Raw genomic sequence first — 16057 nt, 5'->3', positions numbered from 1 at the left:
AAGAGACTCTCACTATGGATGAAAATATAGTTTGGCATAACTACGCAACTACAAAAGCACAGCGTAGTGAGCAAAAAAAACATAAGCCCGCTATTTTATGGTTTACCGGTTTTTCGGGCTCTGGCAAAAGCACCGTAGCAAACGCACTAGAAGCAGCGCTTAATCAGCAAGGTACGCACACTTACCTGCTCGATGGCGACAACGTACGCCACGGTTTGTGTAAAGACCTAGGCTTTAGCGACGAAGACCGCATTGAAAACATACGCCGCGTAGGCGAAACCGCAAAACTAATGACCGACGCTGGCTTGTTAGTACTTACTGCGTTTATATCGCCTTTTAGAGCAGAACGTGACATGGTGCGTAACCTAGTAGATGACGGCGAATTTATTGAAGTCTTTATCGATACTCCACTGGATGTATGCGAAAGCCGCGATCCAAAAGGCTTATACAAAAAAGCCCGCGCTGGAGAGATAAAACACTTCACTGGTATCGATTCAAGCTACGAAGTGCCAAACAATCCAGAAATAATTTTAGATACAAGTAAAAACACCCTAGACCAATCGGTTACACAACTGATAACGTATCTAAAACAAAAGCACATAATATAGGTTAACCCCATGAATCAAACCGAACTGCTAGAAGAAACCCTCATCCTTGCCCGCAAAGCAGGTCAAGCGATAATGGGAATTTACGAAAAGGACTTTAACGTTGAGTACAAAGCCGATGAAAGCCCCGTAACCGACGCCGATTTAGCAGCTCATAAACTGATTGTGGCAGGGCTTCAACAGCTCACACCTGACATTCCAATACTCAGTGAAGAAAACGCCGACATAAGCTGGGATGTACGCCAAACGTGGAAAAGCTACTGGTTAGTTGACCCAATCGACGGCACTAAAGAATTTATTAAAAAGAACGGTGAATTCACCGTAAACATCGCCCTAATTAAAAACGGCATTCCTATTTTAGCCGTAGTTGATGCACCCGCCCTTGGCGTATCGTACTTAGCTGCCGAAGCCATTGGCGCATTTAAAGATAAAGGCGATGAGCGAATTGAGCTTAAAGTAACCACCAAACCTAACAAAGGGTTAATTCGAGTTGTAGGCAGCCGCTCGCACCCATCACCCGATTTAGCCGAGTTTGTAAAACGCTTTGACGAGGTTGAAATGGTGTCTAAAGGCAGCTCACTAAAACTGTGTTTAGTCGCTGAGGGCAGCGCCGATATTTACCCGCGCTTAGGCCCAACTTGTGAATGGGATACAGGCGCAGGCCATGCAATCGCCGAAATAGCCGGTGCAAAAGTGACCCAACTTGATGGCAGCCCGCTTATTTATAACACTAAAGATGAGTACTTAAATCCGTATTTTATTGTAAGTGCGATAGAAGAATAATGGCAATGAGCTGTTAGCTACTAGCAGCTCTATGCAAATTTAAACATCGTAGGTTGGATTGAGTGGAACGAAACCCAACGAAGGTATGCTCTGAACATTTTTATAGATATATGGGCTGTATTGTATTAGTTATAGTAAGGCTAGTTCGTTCTCAGTAGTAAACAAATCTAATGTTACTCCCTTAAATTGTTCATTGCCTTACTTCTTTTTTCTTCATCAAAGCCTGTATTTTCTAAACCACTTAACCTCCTAATAAAACTTGCTTTAGTATCTGGGCTTAATGAACTTATCGCAGTATAAATGTTGGACCTATCTACATTGAAATCTGTAGACAACACTTCTATTAATATTTTTAGCGACTGTTCATCTTTTTTATCTTTTAGAAGCTCTAAAATAAACTCATATTTTGGGCCACCAAAATATTTCTTACCCGGCTCCCCTGCAGCTCCATTATCTAGTTGGGATATAAAGCACAGTATTTCATAAGTAACTTTATGCTCGAGTAAACCCGCAGCTAGAAGTGGAAAATTTTGTTTTTCTAAAATATCAATAAACTCAGATGAATTAGATGTTTCTAATTCTCTCTTTATCTCTGCAAAGGTAGCTGAAAGTAGATAAATATCATCAATAGAAGCTACTTCTTTAATCACACTTTGAAAGTTATTTTTGTTTAATATTTTTATAACTAGCTTTGTAAAAAGCTCTTTAAAATTATCAGCATTTTGATATTTATTTTTTTTGACTTCAGTCGCGACATAATCAAAAAGTACTTTATTTAGGTTTCCATCTGTAAATGACGATGACCTTTTAAATAAAACATCTTTGAAGCGTAGTAAAACCAATTGATATCGCTCATCACTACATAACTCTTTTGCTAATGTTTCAAGTTCGTCCTCATCACGAATTCTTGAAAATATAGTTTGTTCATTTATCTCTTCTCTTAGAGGGGACTCTTTTATAATTTTCTGTAGATAATTAACATTAGGATCATTAACACCTAAGCCCTGAGTGGGCATTAAAGCCCTATTAAAAGTTAAATGAAATTGGCTTAATTCATCCTTACCTTTATCTTCAAAACTATCAGCTATTCGATTCAATGCATCTAACTTTTGCACCTCAATATCAATAGCAAATTCTGTATCATTTTTTGGCTCTTTATAGTCCCTAGGAACTAGACCCAACATAACTCTAAAAAATTCAAAGTACTGTGGCTCATCTATTTTCATTATATCTTTAATTACTGGGGTAACATTCCCCGAGCCTACTTTCACAAGGAAATCATAGTTACCCTCAAATGCAGTAAAATAAGCTGGCTTAATCTCCCTTAAAGCACAAACCATTAGTAAAGAAAGTAGGTTTACTTCCCCCATTAAGCGTTCAGAATTCCAAGATTGGTTCACTCGTCGTAATATTTTTTTAAGCTGTCTAATTGAAACAATTACCGCATTTAAAGCCTTAACTTCTTCAATGAAAAAACTATTTCTCTTTTCTAAAGCCAGTATGAATTCGGTGCGACTGCTGAAAGTAAGTATCTTGAAATTATCTTCCACACTTTTAGGATGAAGCCTCACAGCCCATGATTTGTGGGATAAAATTATTACACAACCATTAGGTGATATTGCTTCTTTTAAAGCTTCTTGAATAAAAGAAATCAAAATCCTAGATATATCAGTACGTACAATGTCTTCCCTATAATCAGTTGCCTTTGAAATAACTTCAGCCGCAACTTCATTCTCATTACCCATAGCGACGATAAAGTTGATATTACTTAAATTTTTATCTTTCAATCTATCCAGCAGCGCGGCTATATCATTCAAACGTTTTTCGTTTTCATCGCCAGTACCGCGATCTACATCTTGCAGGGTGATCAGTAATTTGTGGTTAGTTGCGTCAAGAACGTCATTAAGCTTTTGAAAACTTCGCTCAATATCAACAGGGCCGGCAAGCAAGGTGGATGCAAACTGAAATACACTACCACCAGACTTAAGTGCTTCGGTGTAATGCTTAGGTAACGCACGAAAGGCACACATGTCAATATACTGGCTTATATCGTCGATAATATGACTCAATACAACATGCGCAACACTGCCGCTTGCAGCGCCCCATGTTGATATATCGCTGTGTATCCAGGTACTCTCTTTTTCAGAGTTTTTTGCCAAATCATTCAAAATACTTTCGACGATACTGCTTTTTCCGCAACCATAAGCTCCACATAATGCTATGTGCTGGGCTCCTCTTAGCTCGCATTCGTTTTCATCACCGCCACTTTGCAGTCTCGCTGCAATACGCTCTGCATAAACCTGCAAGTCTGGCTCTAATTGTTCAGTGTTTTTAATGATTGAGTCGTCTTTAAACCATTGCTGAAAATCTTTTAAATTCTCAAGCTTTAATTCAGCTTTCTGCTTAGATTCAGTGTTTAACTCATTATCTGTTGCTTTTAGCTGCTCCCACAGCAAATATATCGACATACCTAAATAAGCAGCTGCTATAGAGAAAAACACCCAGAATGCTTGCTCTATTTCGATTAAGTTTATTGCTGAGAATAAATAAAATGCTGAAAACGCGCACAGTACAACTGAAAATACCGGCTTTTCTGTAAATAACTTAGCTTGATAAATAATAGTCGCTGCAATAGCTAAAAAACTCAGTGTCAGAAATTTAAGACTAACAAAGGCATGGACAATCAGTTGTTCTAATACTTCATATGAATATGTTGCATACACATAACTAACAATAAGAGATATTCCAAGCAATACACTTATCGTTACCGGCGGATATCGCCAGCTAAATACAACACTGCGTTTAGGGTGCGATATATAAAACTTATCAAGCAGCAGCTTTACGCCAATACCTGCTAAAAATGCACAGCTGTAATGTAAAACAGGACTGGCATGTAAAATAGCGCCTAAACTTGAATATGCCTTTTGTACAAGACCGATTTTGCTTAAAAATACAGTAATTGTTGCGGCGGTAATTGCGCACAATAAAAGGGAAAGCCAGCGCATGGCTGTAATGGGGAGTGCTTTAACTTGCGACAACTTAATATCCTTATCAATACGTTACCTAACCAGTGTATATCAATTGAACATTATTGAATAAGCAAGTTTAAGAAATAAAGTCGCCTCTTGGCTTTACCGCTCGAATGACGCTATGGCTTGTTGGGTTTCGCTTCGCTCTACCCAACCTGCGCTTTGATATAAAAATGGAGTTTTATTCCTTTAGGTCTTGTTTTGAGTTTAGGGCGAAAATCAAAAAAGAATGTACCGATCCTATTCCTTCTACAACCTTTAACGATTTTGCTGGGCGATAAACGAAAGCGAGTGCTGATTAAATAAGTCAGGACGTTCCACATTGCAAACATGGCCGCAATGGTGAATAGTTTGCAGTACGCTATTTTTATGACGCTTAACCATTTCTTTAACAGGGCCAAGGAACATATGATCTTCCTTACCCATAATGTAAAGAATGGGAATATCAATGTCTTTTTCTTTGAAGTATTGCATTAAAGGATTTACGTCCATGGCTAATTTAAACCATTTTATAAACTCTTTTTGGCACAAGCGTTTTGCTTCACGAACAAACAAAAGTCGAGATTCTTTATGGCGCTTTTTAGGCATCATAATAAAAGCAAATAAGCGATACAGCCACATATAAGGCAAGAAGTATTTAAAAGTATTACCTAAATAAACCAATGTATTACTGCGAGTATTAAAACGAGTAACCGCTCCACCTAGCACCATGCTAGAAACATATTGCGGCGCAATTTCAGCAATATTTCGAATAATAATTGTGCCCAATGAAATGCCAACAAAGTGTGCGCTGGTGATATTGTTATGATCTAACACATCGATAATGTCTTTAGAGACATTATTAAATGAATAATTATTATCAACAAAGTTTTGTACTAAGTTATTCGATTTACCGTGACCACGAAGATCTAGCAACAACACATTATATTCTTTTTTATAGGCCTTAAGCTGACGAAACCAAATTGCCGAACTACCACCTGCTCCATGGACAAATACAACCCATGTTTTACTGGTTTCGTGCGCAAAAGTAGTATGGAAGAGAATCTCTTTGCTCATTGCAGTTAGTGGCCTATTTACTTCGTTTGGCATATTCAATTGCAGGAAGTATAACGGAGTTTAATAAAAATCTCCTATGAAGTTCAGATCAATGGCTTCTACTTAACAGCTTTTCGGGGCAGATTTTGATTTTTAAATGAAAACTAATAAAAATGACCAGCCGCTATTTTTGCGTTATGAAAACCGCCTATCTCGGCTTTGCTGCTCGCGTGACACTATAGCGTGTTGGGTTTCGCTGCGCTCTAACCAACCTACTTTAAAATTATAATGTGGTGCTGCCGCTTAAGGGGTTGCTCACTTTTACACCGCTGTTTCGTATTCATGACACTTACCCTTCAATTTGGTCTAATTAATTAGTCTACAAATCCTCTCAAAACATGAAATTTTTAGCTGAAAACTATATTCTTGCGCGCGATTATTATTTAAATAATGGATAAACACACACATGACAACATCTCAAGATGCAACGCTTTCAAATGCATCAACAACAGGTGCACACACACCTTCAAACACACCCACTTCTAAATGGAACCTGCACGATACGCAGTGGACTTTAAGCCTTTTTGGTACCGCAGTTGGTGCGGGTATTTTATTTTTACCTATTAACATTGGTATTGGCGGTTTTTGGCCGTTAATTATTTTGGCATGCTTAGCATTTCCAATGACCTTTTGTGCACACCGTGGATTAGCGCGTTTTGTACTTTCATCAAAAAATAAAGATGCCGATTTTACCGATGTAGTTGAAGAGCACTTTGGTGTGACTGCGGGGCGGTTAATTTCTTTATTGTACTTTTTATCTATATTCCCAATTTTGCTTATTTACGGTGTGGGCTTAACTAATACCGTTGATAGCTTTATGGTTAATCAAATGGGGATGGAGTCACCTTCTCGCGTGTTGCTTTCGGGTGTATTAGTTGCAGGTATGATTAGCTTAATGATGGGCGGCGAGCGCTTAATGCTGCGTGCCTTTGCTATTTTAGTTTACCCGCTTGTGGGTATATTGTTCTTTTTATCACTTTATTTAATCCCAAGCTGGCAAATGCCAGATATGACAATGCCTGAAATGGGCAGCTTTGGAAAAACGTTGTGGTTATCGATTCCTATTATTGTATTTTCGTTTAGCCACGCAGCGGCTATCTCAAGCTTTGTAAACGTGCAACGCGGTCATTACGGAGAACAAGCTACACATAAGTCTGAGGCGATTTTAAAGCGCACTAGCTTACTACTTATTACCTTTGTACTGTCATTTGTGTTCTCTTGCGTGCTGTCGCTTACAGCCGAGCAAATGGCAGCGGCTAAAGCAGCTAACGTATCGGTTTTATCCTACCTTGCTAATATTACTGATAACTCGTTTATTGCCACACTTGGGCCGCTTGTTGCCTTTATTGCTATTACATCGTCGTTTTTGGGTCACTTTTTAGGGGCACGTGAAAGCTTTACGGGTTTAGTAACTAAGCAAACAAGCTTAAGCGCAAAAGCGGCTGATAAAATTGGTGTGTTAATTATGTTTTTAGCTATTTGGTTTTGCGCGGTTAAAAACCCAAGTATTTTAGACATGATGGATCAGTTATCGGGCCCTATCATCGCGATGATTTTATTCATCATGCCAATGATTGCAGTTTATAAAGTGCCTGCACTTCATAAATACCGCAACCGTTTAAGCACGCTATTTATATTAGCGGTTGGCTCACTTGCTGTATTTGCACTTATTTACAGCATGATTAATTAATACGCTATATATTCAAAAGCCCAGCTAAGTTAATTAGCTGGGCTTTTTTAGGCATAAAAAAATGGCGCTCACTGAGCGCCATTTTTAATTTAATTCGTTGCTATTATTCTGTATCTGGCAGGTTACGGCCATAGAATATTTCTTGCATTTCGCGAGTCAGCTTAGAGCGGATCTCGTCTTCTTCTTCATCCGATAACTCATCAGTAGAAAGGCCGAATAAATAGGTATTTAAGTCGGTTTCTTTTAACATCATTTTAGTATGGAACAGGTTTTCTTGATACACGTTCACGTCCATCATTTGGTACGCTTCTTTTGTATCTTCTGTCATGAAGTTTTGAATCGAGCTAATAGCATGATCAATGTAGTGCTTAACACCGTTTATGTCGCGGGTAAAACCACGAACGCGGTAGTCTATTGTTACTACGTCTGACTCAAGGCTATGAATTAAGAAGTTTAACGCTTTAAGTGGCGAAATAATGCCACAGGTAGATACTTCAATATCAGCACGGAATGTACAAATACCATCATCAGGGTGAGCTTCTGGGTATGTGTGTACACAAATATGGCTTTTATCTAGGTGTGCAACAACTGAATCAGGTAATGGGCCTGGTGCTTCGTCAGCATCGTAATTTTGCTGCTCTTCTACTGGTTCTTCTGAAACCAAAATAGTGACACTTGCGCCTTGCGGTTCATAATCTTGGCGCGCTACATTTAAAATGTTAGCACCAATAATATCAACAACTTCACCTAAAATGTCGGTTAGTCTATCTGCACTGTACTGCTCATCGATATATTCAATATATTCTTTACGTTGTTGCTCGGTCTTTGCGTAACAAATATCATAAATACTAAAGCTTAAACTTTTGGTTAAATTGTTAAAGCCATGAAGTTTAAGTTTATCGAAGGGTTTGTTCATAATAAACCAACCTATAAATTAGTGGGTTCTGCACCTGCAGAATGAAAAGTTCGCGGATTTTATACGAATTTTCCTCGTGGAAAAAGCGTTATTTTGCTTGATCTTGCACAACTTCGTGGCTATGCGTAATTTCTACTGTTTTATCAAGCATTAATGCAACCGAGCAATACTTTTCAGCAGAGAGTGAAACTGCACGTGCAAGGTGCTTTTCAGACACATTATTACCTTTAACAACAAAGTGTAAGTTGATTTTGGTAAACACGCGCGGTGCTGTTTCGGCGCGCTCTGCACTGAGTTGCACTTGTACGTCTGAAAAATCTTGTTTAGCTTTTTTTAAAATACTAACCACATCAACTGATGAGCAACAGCCAACTGACATTAAAACCATTTCCATTGGGCTTGGTGCTGCGCTATCGCTACCGCCATCAAACACTACATTGTGGTTAGAATTAGAACGGCCAATAAACGTATCGCCTTCAACCCATTTTACATTTGCTTGCATTGTTATATCTCAAAAAAATATTTTCTTGATTGTAAGCAACTTAGCCGTAGTTGCAAATGAAAATGCAACGCAGGGCTATAAAATGGCTAGGATTGTTGTGCTAATGCGCTATCAAAGAGGTTTTTTACTAAACCCGCAAATTCATCTATAAAGGCATGCTGTTCAACCGTGACAGGCTGTGAGGTGATGCTACTGAGGACTTCTTCTAAATCGTAAACTATGCCATCAACTTCACGTACAATTTGACTACGCTGCTCTGTGTTGAGGTCTGTGTGCTGCTCGCAAATAAGCATCACATTTTGTGCAATAACGTCTTCGATTAATTCCATTACTGTTGGAGCGCCTGGTTTTATTTCGCCTGGCTTCTCAAACAATGCTAAATTTTGAGTTAGATACATGATCAAATCATCGTACCCTTGCCTATCTAAAACCATTATGCGAACCACCTAAATATATTTAATTATGCTGATTTAAGCAGAAAGAGTCGATAATTACTAGCCTTGTACGATAGCAATACAAAAAAAGCAGCCGAAGCTACTTTTATAATGATTAAGTAGTATTACTACTTAATCTATTTTTAAGCCTGGACTTAGCGTTGCTGGCATCGCTACTTTTTCAAGCTCTACTGAAGCAACTGGGTATGCACAGTAATCAGCTGCGTAATACGCGCTTGCTCTGTGATTACCCGATGCCCCAATACCACCAAATGGTGCTGCGCTTGATGCGCCAGTAATTGGGCGGTTCCAGTTAACAATACCAGCGCGAATACGACGTAAGAAATGGTCGTAATCTGCGGCACTATCACTTAATAAACCAGCCGATAAACCAAAGGTTGTATCGTTTGCTTTATCAATGGCTTGGTCAAAGTCGTCAAAGCGGAATACTTTTAAAAGTGGTCCAAAATGCTCTTCATCTGGGAAGTCACTAATATTTGTACACTCAATAATACCTGGTGTTACAAAACCGGTATTGGCTGTGTGCTCAAGCTCTACTAATACTTCACCACCAAGTTCAACAAGCTCGTTTTGCGCTTTAACCATGCCTGCTGCTGCCGCTGATGAGATCATAGAGCCCATAAATGACTGATCTGCATCGTCGTAGTTGCCTACTTTAATCGCTTTAGTTGCAGTGATAAGACGCTCTAAAATTGCATCGCCTTTGCTACCTTTAGGTAAAAACAATTTACGTGCACACGTACAACGCTGGCCGCTTGAAATAAACGCTGATTGAATAATATCGTGAACAACCGCTTTAGTGTCTTCAACGTCAGTAATAATAAGTGGGTTATTACCACCCATTTCTAGCGCTAAAATCTTACCCGGTTGACCCGCAAACTGTTCATGTAAAATATGACCAGTACGAGAAGAACCCGTAAAGAACAAGCCATCAATCCCTTTGTGAGCAGCAAGGGCTTTGCCCGTTTCTACTTCACCTTGGACTAGGTTGATAACGCCTGCTGGCAAACCTGCTTTTTCCCATAGTTTAAGCGTAAGCTCAGCAACCTTAGGAGTAAGCTCAGACGGTTTAAATACAACCGTGTTACCTGCTAAAAGCGCTGGCACAATGTGGCCATTAGGTAAGTGACCCGGAAAGTTATACGGACCAAACACAGCTACAACACCATGTGGCTTATGACGAATCATCGCACGGCCAAGTGGCATTGCGTTTTCTACATCGCCAGTGCGCTCTAAAAATGCTTTTTCAGAAATGGCAATTTTACCAACCATAGCACCCGCTTCTGTGCGCGTTTCCCACAGTGGCTTACCTGTTTCTTGTGCGATAGTAATAGCGAGCTCTTCGCTGTTTTCTTTTAATTGCGCTGCGAATGCTTTAATTATTTCTAAACGCTCAGTAAAGCTTTTATCAGCCCATACATAAAACGCTTCGCGCGCTGCATTTACTGCGGTGTCTACTTGCGCCGCAGTTGCTGATGATGCCTGCCAAATAACGTCGTTATTTGCAGGATTTACTGAATTAAATTCTGTGCCTTGGCCTTGTGACCATTGACCATTAATAAATTGTGCAGGATGAGTCATATACTTTCTCCTAAATTAAATCGTGGTTGCACTAACAATATCGCCAGTTTGCAAATGCAATGCATCTGCTACTTCTTGCGATAAAATAAGGCTTTTTGCGCGCTCGTCAAATGTCATTGGTGCAACGGTTGCTCTGAAACCTTCAAGCTTTTCGTTAGCTAGTAACACCATGGTGTCGCCAGTCATTTCGCCAATTTCAACGTTAAAGTGATTTGCATTACGAATAGTCGCAATGTTATCTACTTTTGCTTCAACCGTTGGGCCGCCGTCAAAAATATCTACGTAGCCATTAAACGTAAAGCCTTCGCTTTTTAATAACTCGATTGCTGGGCGAGTGTTGTCGTGTACTTTACCTATTACGGCTTGCGCATCTTTACTTAGCAAATTTACGTAAATTGGATATTTAGGCATTAGCTCAGCAATGAAAACCTTTTGACCAATACCTGTTAGGTAATCGGCTGTTGGAAAATCCATTGAGAAAAAGTGCTCTTCAAGCCACTGCCAAAAAGGGCTGCTGCCGTTTTCGTCAGACACACCGCGCATTTCTGCGATTACTGTTTGCGCAAAACGCTCTTGATGCTGCTTTATAAACATAAAACGCGCTTTTGAAAGTAGCTTACCGTTACAATTTTTACGATAGCCATCTTTTAAAAACAATGTGCAAAGCTCTGTAGCACCTGTGTAGTCGTTACATAGCGTTAAAATATCAACCGCTTTGTAGACGTTTAATGTACGCGAAGAGTGAATCACTTTACTTAAGTGATAATGATAAAATGCATCATCAAGCCCTACCGCAGCTTCAATTGCAGACGTACCTACAACATCACCGGTTTCGCTATCTTCAAGAACAAACAGGTAGCCTTCGTCACCAGGTTGTGACGTTTGTTTAGCAAATGAGCTTACTGAATGGTCGATCTTTTTTTGTAATAGCTCTTCATTTAAAGGCAAAGACGTAAAACCATGCCCAGATTCGTGGGCAATTTTCAGTAATGCTGAATAATCATTTTGCTGGATTGGGCGAAGGATCATCATGAGTCCGCTTGCTCCCTTATAAATAACGGTAAATAGGAATTGCAGGGCAAGCAGTGCTTGCCCTTAATTGGTTGGCTTAGGTCGCTTATGCGTTTACTACGCTTGCTACTGCTTTTTCAAAGCGTGCCATACCTTCGCGAATGTCCGCTTCAGGAATTACTAAAGATGGAGTGAAACGTACTACGTCTGCACCGGCAACTAATGACATAAGGCCTTGCTCAGTACCTGCCACTAAAAACTCTTTTGCACGACCTTTGTATTGCTCGTTCACTACTGCACCAATTAATAGACCTTGGCCACGGATTTCGCTAAATACGTTGTATTTTTCGTTAACCGCGCTAAGTAGTTCATTAAATAATGCGGCTTTTTCTTTTACGCCAGCAAGTACTTCTGGAGTATTTACTGTATCAAATGCAGCTTCTGCAACAGCACACGCAAGCGGGTTACCGCCATAAGTAGAACCATGTGTACCTACTTTAAGGTGGTGTGCAATTTCAGTTGTTGTGATCATAGCGCCAATAGGAAAACCGCCGCCAAGTGCTTTAGCTGAAGTTAAAATATCAGGTACTACGTTTAAGCCTTGGTATGCGTATAAATCGCCAGTACGACCAACACCTGTTTGAACTTCATCAAAAATAAGCAGTGCGTTATGTTTAGTACATAAATCGCGAACGCCTTGAGCAAACTCATCAGTTGGCGAAACAATACCGCCTTCACCTTGTAGAGGTTCCATCATTACGGCACATGTTTTATCGCTGATAAGTGCTTCAAAAGCAGCAAGGTCATTGTAATCGCAATGTACAATGTCGCCAGGCTTAGGACCAAAACCATCTGAATATGCAGCTTGGCCGCCAACAGTTACGGTAAAGAATGTACGACCGTGGAAACCTTTGTTAAACGCGATGATTTGTGATTTTTCTGCGCCAAACTTATCAAGTGCAAAGCGACGCGCTAATTTAAGCGCGGCTTCGTTTGCTTCTGCGCCAGAGTTGGCAAAGTAAACTTTTTCAGCAAATGTCGCATCAACCATTTTTTTAGCTAGGCGAAGTGCCGGCTCATTGGTCATTACGTTAGATAGATGCCAGATTTTTTCGCCTTGCTCTTTTAATGCGCCTACTAATGCAGGGTGGCAATGGCCAAGACAGTTAACTGCAATACCACCAGCAAAGTCGATAAACTCTCGACCTTGTTGATCCCATACGCGAGAGCCTTCGCCTCGAACAGGAATTACGCTTGAAGGTGCGTAGTTAGGAACCATTACGTGATCAAATAATTCGCGATTGACTGTCATTTTATTTCCTCTTAATTGTGAGCAACACAAAACATCAAAATAGGTGTTTGGTTAATATTTGTAACCAACTTTATAGGCAAGATCAGTAACCTGATAATTGCGCAAAATTGCTTTGTGGTTCAATTTTCAGACGCACATTATTTCAGAATTACTTATATCTGTCTCGTTAAAAACTTTCATGTATCCCTTGAAAATAAAGGGCTAAAGATATTATTTCATAGATAGTGAATAACTATTTGCATAGCTATTTATGCTTATTTTTAGGCTATTAACCGCATGAGTACAGAGGCGCACACGCTTTAATCGGCAAATATGTAATATAACAATAAGATGAGAATGAATGGTTAGTCGCAAAAAAATTAACAAAAAATTCAGATTTTTAGTCAATCTGAATAGCTAAATTGGTAAAATTACTCGATTGGAGGGTTTTTAGTTCCGTTTTAGTGAGCTTAAAGTGCGAAAACCAGCTTAGAGCTTCATCAGGTTCAATAAGTTGATGTTCTTTTAAATTAAGATATTGAGAATAGCACCGTGCCTTTAGCATTACTTCTGTTAATGGCAGTAATGTATCGCCCTTATCTACCCCATTTACTAGCTGCTGCATTACCCCTTTAAACGGTAAATATTTAAAAGCCATTTTGTCTATTACCTTAGCGCTTACTTCTATCGATTTATTGCTAAGTAGAGTAGTTAAAAATAGCGGGTCGGGCTGAAGCTCTAATAAAGCGGTGTGTAAATCTTTTTGGTTTTCATTTCGGGCTAGCTGTACTTTACGTTGCCATATTTGCTCAAACGTTTTTAAGTACAAGCGCACTAATGCAATTCGCCCTACATCTAAAAGCATACCAAGGGTAAATGCATGAACGTCATTTACATTATTAATTTGTGCAATTTTTTGCGCTGCAATCGCGTTTGCCATGGCACTGTCACGTAAACGACGTTTTAATAACGAAAATGGTTCGGTGCTATGTGGCATCCAATGACGAGCAGCAAATGTAGGAATAACTAGCTGTAAGTTATCAAGGCCAATATAACGAAGGGCGAGCGATGGCTTATCTACTTTTACAGACGTGTTTTTACTACGTTGATTACGATAGTAAGGTAAATTAACGAGCGTTACTAACTCCCTACCCAACCAGCTTATATCATTAACCAATGGCTCTAAACGCCCTACCGACGCTGACTTTACCGCTAATATATCGAGTATATTGGCAATGCCATCTTCAATACCTATGGTGCTATGAATTACGCCATCTATATTCTCGAGCTGCTTATATATAGCTGTTTCAATTGTTTTGTGCAGTTGCTCACTCGCTTGAGCGCGGTACTTATGATGTGCAGTACTGCTTTGCTGGCGTTTATTCTGTGCGGCCACTTCAACCTGCAGCAAGGTACGCTGCTTCATGGGTTCGCCGTAATCTATATCTAATGTATGAATGAAACCAATTTGCTGATGCGCAAAGCTATGCCCAAGCAATAAGTCATGAGCTCGTTGGCTTAGTATTTTGGCAGTACGCTGCTGGGCTACAAGTTCAGTCATGACATCCATTAATAAAGTATAAAATGCTATGTGTATTATAACATTAGAAGCGAGTTAAAAAGTTATCAAGCAGTTCTAAGCCTTGAGCAGTTAAAATAGCTTCGGGGTGAAACTGCACACCTTCGATAGCAAGTTCATTGTGTAACAACCCCATAATTTCGTCAAACTCGCCTTGCTCAGTTTGAGTCCATGCGGTTACTTCAAGCTCTTTAGGCAGAGTTTGCGCTTTAACCACTAAAGAATGATAACGACATACCGTTAACGGATTAGCTAAGCCTTTAAACACCCCTTTATTAGTATGAACTATGGGTGATGTTTTACCGTGCATTACTTTTTTAGCACGAATTACATCTCCACCTAAAGCTTGTGCGATAGTTTGATGCCCCAAGCAAATCCCTAAAATAGGATATTGCCCTTTTAGTTGCTCAACAACATTTAGTGAAATACCCGCTTCGTTAGGGGTGCATGGCCCTGGCGATAACACGATGTGCTGCGGGTTTAACTGTTTTATTTGTGCAATACTTAGCTCATCATTACGTTTTACTAAAACGTCTTGATCTAAACGCTGAAAATATTGCACTAAGTTGTAAGTAAACGAATCGTAGTTGTCGATCATCAACAGCATTACACAACAGACCTTATAAATTATTGACCACTACTTTACACAAGTGGTACTAAGCGCTGCATTCTACCACTATTAATTAACCAACATAAATTAGCAAAAAGCGTTAAAAATTAACTCTTTTAGCTAAAATGCTTAAAAGCCTTTAGCGGGTATTGGTTTACTTAACTTGAACTCTGGTTAAGAGATTTACTAACGTATTGAATCATGATGATATTTAAATTTATTTTCTCTAGCCAGGGATTCCTTGCACCTTGAGCAATAATATCGAACCCTAAGCTTTTTACGATTAGTTAATACACCTACGTAGGCTGTATACCCCAACAATAAATTATTGACCTCTAAAGTACGTGCATTTATTGATCGCACTACTAAATACTTTGGTGAAATGCCTTACTGAGCAAAATAAACAGATTGTTTGCGCTACATCAAATTAGTGGCTCAATGGTTGAATTATATCTATGTAAGCCCCAGTGTATTATATGAAAGGCAGTAATTCACTTATACAACTCACTTACTTGTGAGCTCATTTATATCCTACTAAGGAGCGAATATATTAGGCGAAGACCACTCATTAACAAATGACTTTCCAGAGTACTTAAAGACCATTGCCGAGTTAAATGAAAGCGATACTGAATTTGCAAAAAAAGCAGATAAGTACGACAAGCTAGATAAAGAGATTAGAGTGTTAGAGCTCAAAGATGCGCCCATAAGCGATCAACAAATGCATCTATTAAAACACGAACGTACAGAACTAAAAGATTGGCTATACGAACGCTTGCAGCAAGAGTAGTAATGGAGGGCGTTCAGAATTCTGTGTCAGCCTAAATTGCTAAATATCTAGCACACCATCTAATCTACCTTCGAAGTGGATGGCCAATTGCGACAATGTCAGATTCCAGTTATGGATTGGCAT

Annotated in this window: 14 protein-coding genes; 4 read left to right on the top strand and 10 right to left on the bottom strand. The window is 39.4% G+C overall.

Annotation, left to right across the window (positions count from 1 at the left end; translation table 11 throughout):
* Positions 1-14: 14 nt before the first annotated feature.
* Positions 15-608, top strand: coding sequence for an adenylyl-sulfate kinase (gene cysC / locus I6F10_RS15830; protein ID WP_149605738.1), 594 nt, complete (start codon positions 15-17; stop codon positions 606-608).
* A gap of 9 nt (positions 609-617) precedes the next feature.
* On the top strand, positions 618-1388 hold the full coding sequence (gene cysQ / locus I6F10_RS15825; protein ID WP_165728284.1) for a 3'(2'),5'-bisphosphate nucleotidase CysQ: 771 nt from the start codon (positions 618-620) through the stop codon (positions 1386-1388).
* Positions 1389-1561: 173 nt separating this feature from the next.
* Here the strand turns inward: cysQ and I6F10_RS15820 are convergent, their stop codons facing one another.
* Both I6F10_RS15820 and I6F10_RS15815 read right to left on the bottom strand, forming a co-directional pair.
* Entirely contained in the window at positions 1562-4426 is a 2865-nt protein-coding gene (locus I6F10_RS15820) for a P-loop NTPase fold protein (RefSeq protein WP_197099116.1), read from the bottom strand.
* Positions 4427-4675: 249 nt separating this feature from the next.
* Positions 4676-5473, bottom strand: a complete 798-nt coding sequence (locus I6F10_RS15815; RefSeq protein ID WP_197099115.1) for an alpha/beta fold hydrolase — start codon at positions 5471-5473, stop codon at positions 4676-4678.
* Positions 5474-5918: 445 nt separating this feature from the next.
* Here I6F10_RS15815 and I6F10_RS15810 point away from each other — a divergent pair, with 445 nt between their 5' ends.
* A complete protein-coding gene (locus I6F10_RS15810) occupies positions 5919-7202 on the top strand; it encodes an aromatic amino acid transport family protein (RefSeq protein ID WP_197099114.1) in 1284 nt (427 codons plus the stop codon).
* A gap of 103 nt (positions 7203-7305) precedes the next feature.
* Here I6F10_RS15810 and speD read toward each other — a convergent pair whose 3' ends face one another.
* The 8 genes from speD to I6F10_RS15770 form a co-directional block, all read right to left on the bottom strand.
* Positions 7306-8118, bottom strand: coding sequence for an adenosylmethionine decarboxylase (gene speD, locus I6F10_RS15805; RefSeq protein WP_024597058.1), 813 nt, complete (start codon positions 8116-8118; stop codon positions 7306-7308).
* Between the two features lie 88 nt (positions 8119-8206).
* Positions 8207-8620, bottom strand: coding sequence for an OsmC family protein (locus I6F10_RS15800; protein ID WP_002958863.1), 414 nt, complete (start codon positions 8618-8620; stop codon positions 8207-8209).
* A gap of 86 nt (positions 8621-8706) precedes the next feature.
* A complete protein-coding gene (locus tag I6F10_RS15795; RefSeq protein WP_002958862.1) occupies positions 8707-9054 on the bottom strand; it encodes a DUF3802 family protein in 348 nt (115 codons plus the stop codon).
* A gap of 132 nt (positions 9055-9186) precedes the next feature.
* Positions 9187-10656, bottom strand: coding sequence for a succinylglutamate-semialdehyde dehydrogenase (astD, locus tag I6F10_RS15790; RefSeq protein WP_197099113.1), 1470 nt, complete (start codon positions 10654-10656; stop codon positions 9187-9189).
* 15 nt (positions 10657-10671) lie between these two features.
* Complete coding sequence (astA, locus tag I6F10_RS15785) at positions 10672-11688, bottom strand: arginine N-succinyltransferase (protein WP_197099112.1); 1017 nt, start codon at positions 11686-11688, stop codon at positions 10672-10674.
* 85 nt (positions 11689-11773) lie between these two features.
* Positions 11774-12979: an aspartate aminotransferase family protein gene (locus tag I6F10_RS15780; RefSeq protein WP_165743929.1), complete on the bottom strand. Its 1206-nt coding sequence runs from the start codon at positions 12977-12979 to the stop codon at positions 11774-11776.
* A gap of 379 nt (positions 12980-13358) precedes the next feature.
* On the bottom strand, positions 13359-14519 hold the full coding sequence (locus tag I6F10_RS15775) for an HDOD domain-containing protein (RefSeq protein WP_165743928.1): 1161 nt from the start codon (positions 14517-14519) through the stop codon (positions 13359-13361).
* 43 nt (positions 14520-14562) lie between these two features.
* Complete coding sequence (locus I6F10_RS15770; RefSeq protein WP_024596662.1) at positions 14563-15144, bottom strand: anthranilate synthase component II; 582 nt, start codon at positions 15142-15144, stop codon at positions 14563-14565.
* 550 nt (positions 15145-15694) lie between these two features.
* Here I6F10_RS15770 and I6F10_RS15765 point away from each other — a divergent pair.
* Positions 15695-15934 carry a YdcH family protein gene (locus I6F10_RS15765; RefSeq protein WP_165743927.1) on the top strand — a complete coding sequence of 80 codons (240 nt, stop codon included), beginning with the start codon at positions 15695-15697 and terminating at the stop codon, positions 15932-15934.
* Positions 15935-16057 lie beyond the last annotated feature (123 nt).

The sequence above is a fragment of the Pseudoalteromonas sp. SWYJZ98 genome (assembly GCF_015864495.1).
GTDB classification, from domain to species: Bacteria; Pseudomonadota; Gammaproteobacteria; order Enterobacterales; family Alteromonadaceae; genus Pseudoalteromonas; species Pseudoalteromonas distincta.
Note: the sequence above shows the minus strand (reverse complement) of the source record. Positions and strands in the feature narration are given on the sequence as shown.

Excerpts from the sequence above, each read along its gene's own strand:
- speD (WP_024597058.1), bottom strand. The coding sequence starts at position 8,118 with ATGAACAAACCCTTCGATAAACTTAAACTTCATGGCTTTAACAATTTA.
- astD (WP_197099113.1), bottom strand. The coding sequence starts at position 10,656 with ATGACTCATCCTGCACAATTTATTAATGGTCAATGGTCACAAGGCCAA.
- I6F10_RS15800 (WP_002958863.1), bottom strand. The coding sequence starts at position 8,620 with ATGCAAGCAAATGTAAAATGGGTTGAAGGCGATACGTTTATTGGCCGT.
- cysC (WP_149605738.1), top strand. The coding sequence starts at position 15 with ATGGATGAAAATATAGTTTGGCATAACTACGCAACTACAAAAGCACAG.
- I6F10_RS15775 (WP_165743928.1), bottom strand. The coding sequence starts at position 14,519 with ATGACTGAACTTGTAGCCCAGCAGCGTACTGCCAAAATACTAAGCCAA.
- I6F10_RS15815 (WP_197099115.1), bottom strand. The coding sequence starts at position 5,473 with ATGAGCAAAGAGATTCTCTTCCATACTACTTTTGCGCACGAAACCAGT.
- I6F10_RS15810 (WP_197099114.1), top strand. The coding sequence starts at position 5,919 with ATGACAACATCTCAAGATGCAACGCTTTCAAATGCATCAACAACAGGT.
- I6F10_RS15780 (WP_165743929.1), bottom strand. The coding sequence starts at position 12,979 with ATGACAGTCAATCGCGAATTATTTGATCACGTAATGGTTCCTAACTAC.
- I6F10_RS15770 (WP_024596662.1), bottom strand. The coding sequence starts at position 15,144 with ATGCTGTTGATGATCGACAACTACGATTCGTTTACTTACAACTTAGTG.
- cysQ (WP_165728284.1), top strand. The coding sequence starts at position 618 with ATGAATCAAACCGAACTGCTAGAAGAAACCCTCATCCTTGCCCGCAAA.
- I6F10_RS15795 (WP_002958862.1), bottom strand. The coding sequence starts at position 9,054 with ATGGTTTTAGATAGGCAAGGGTACGATGATTTGATCATGTATCTAACT.
- astA (WP_197099112.1), bottom strand. The coding sequence starts at position 11,688 with ATGATGATCCTTCGCCCAATCCAGCAAAATGATTATTCAGCATTACTG.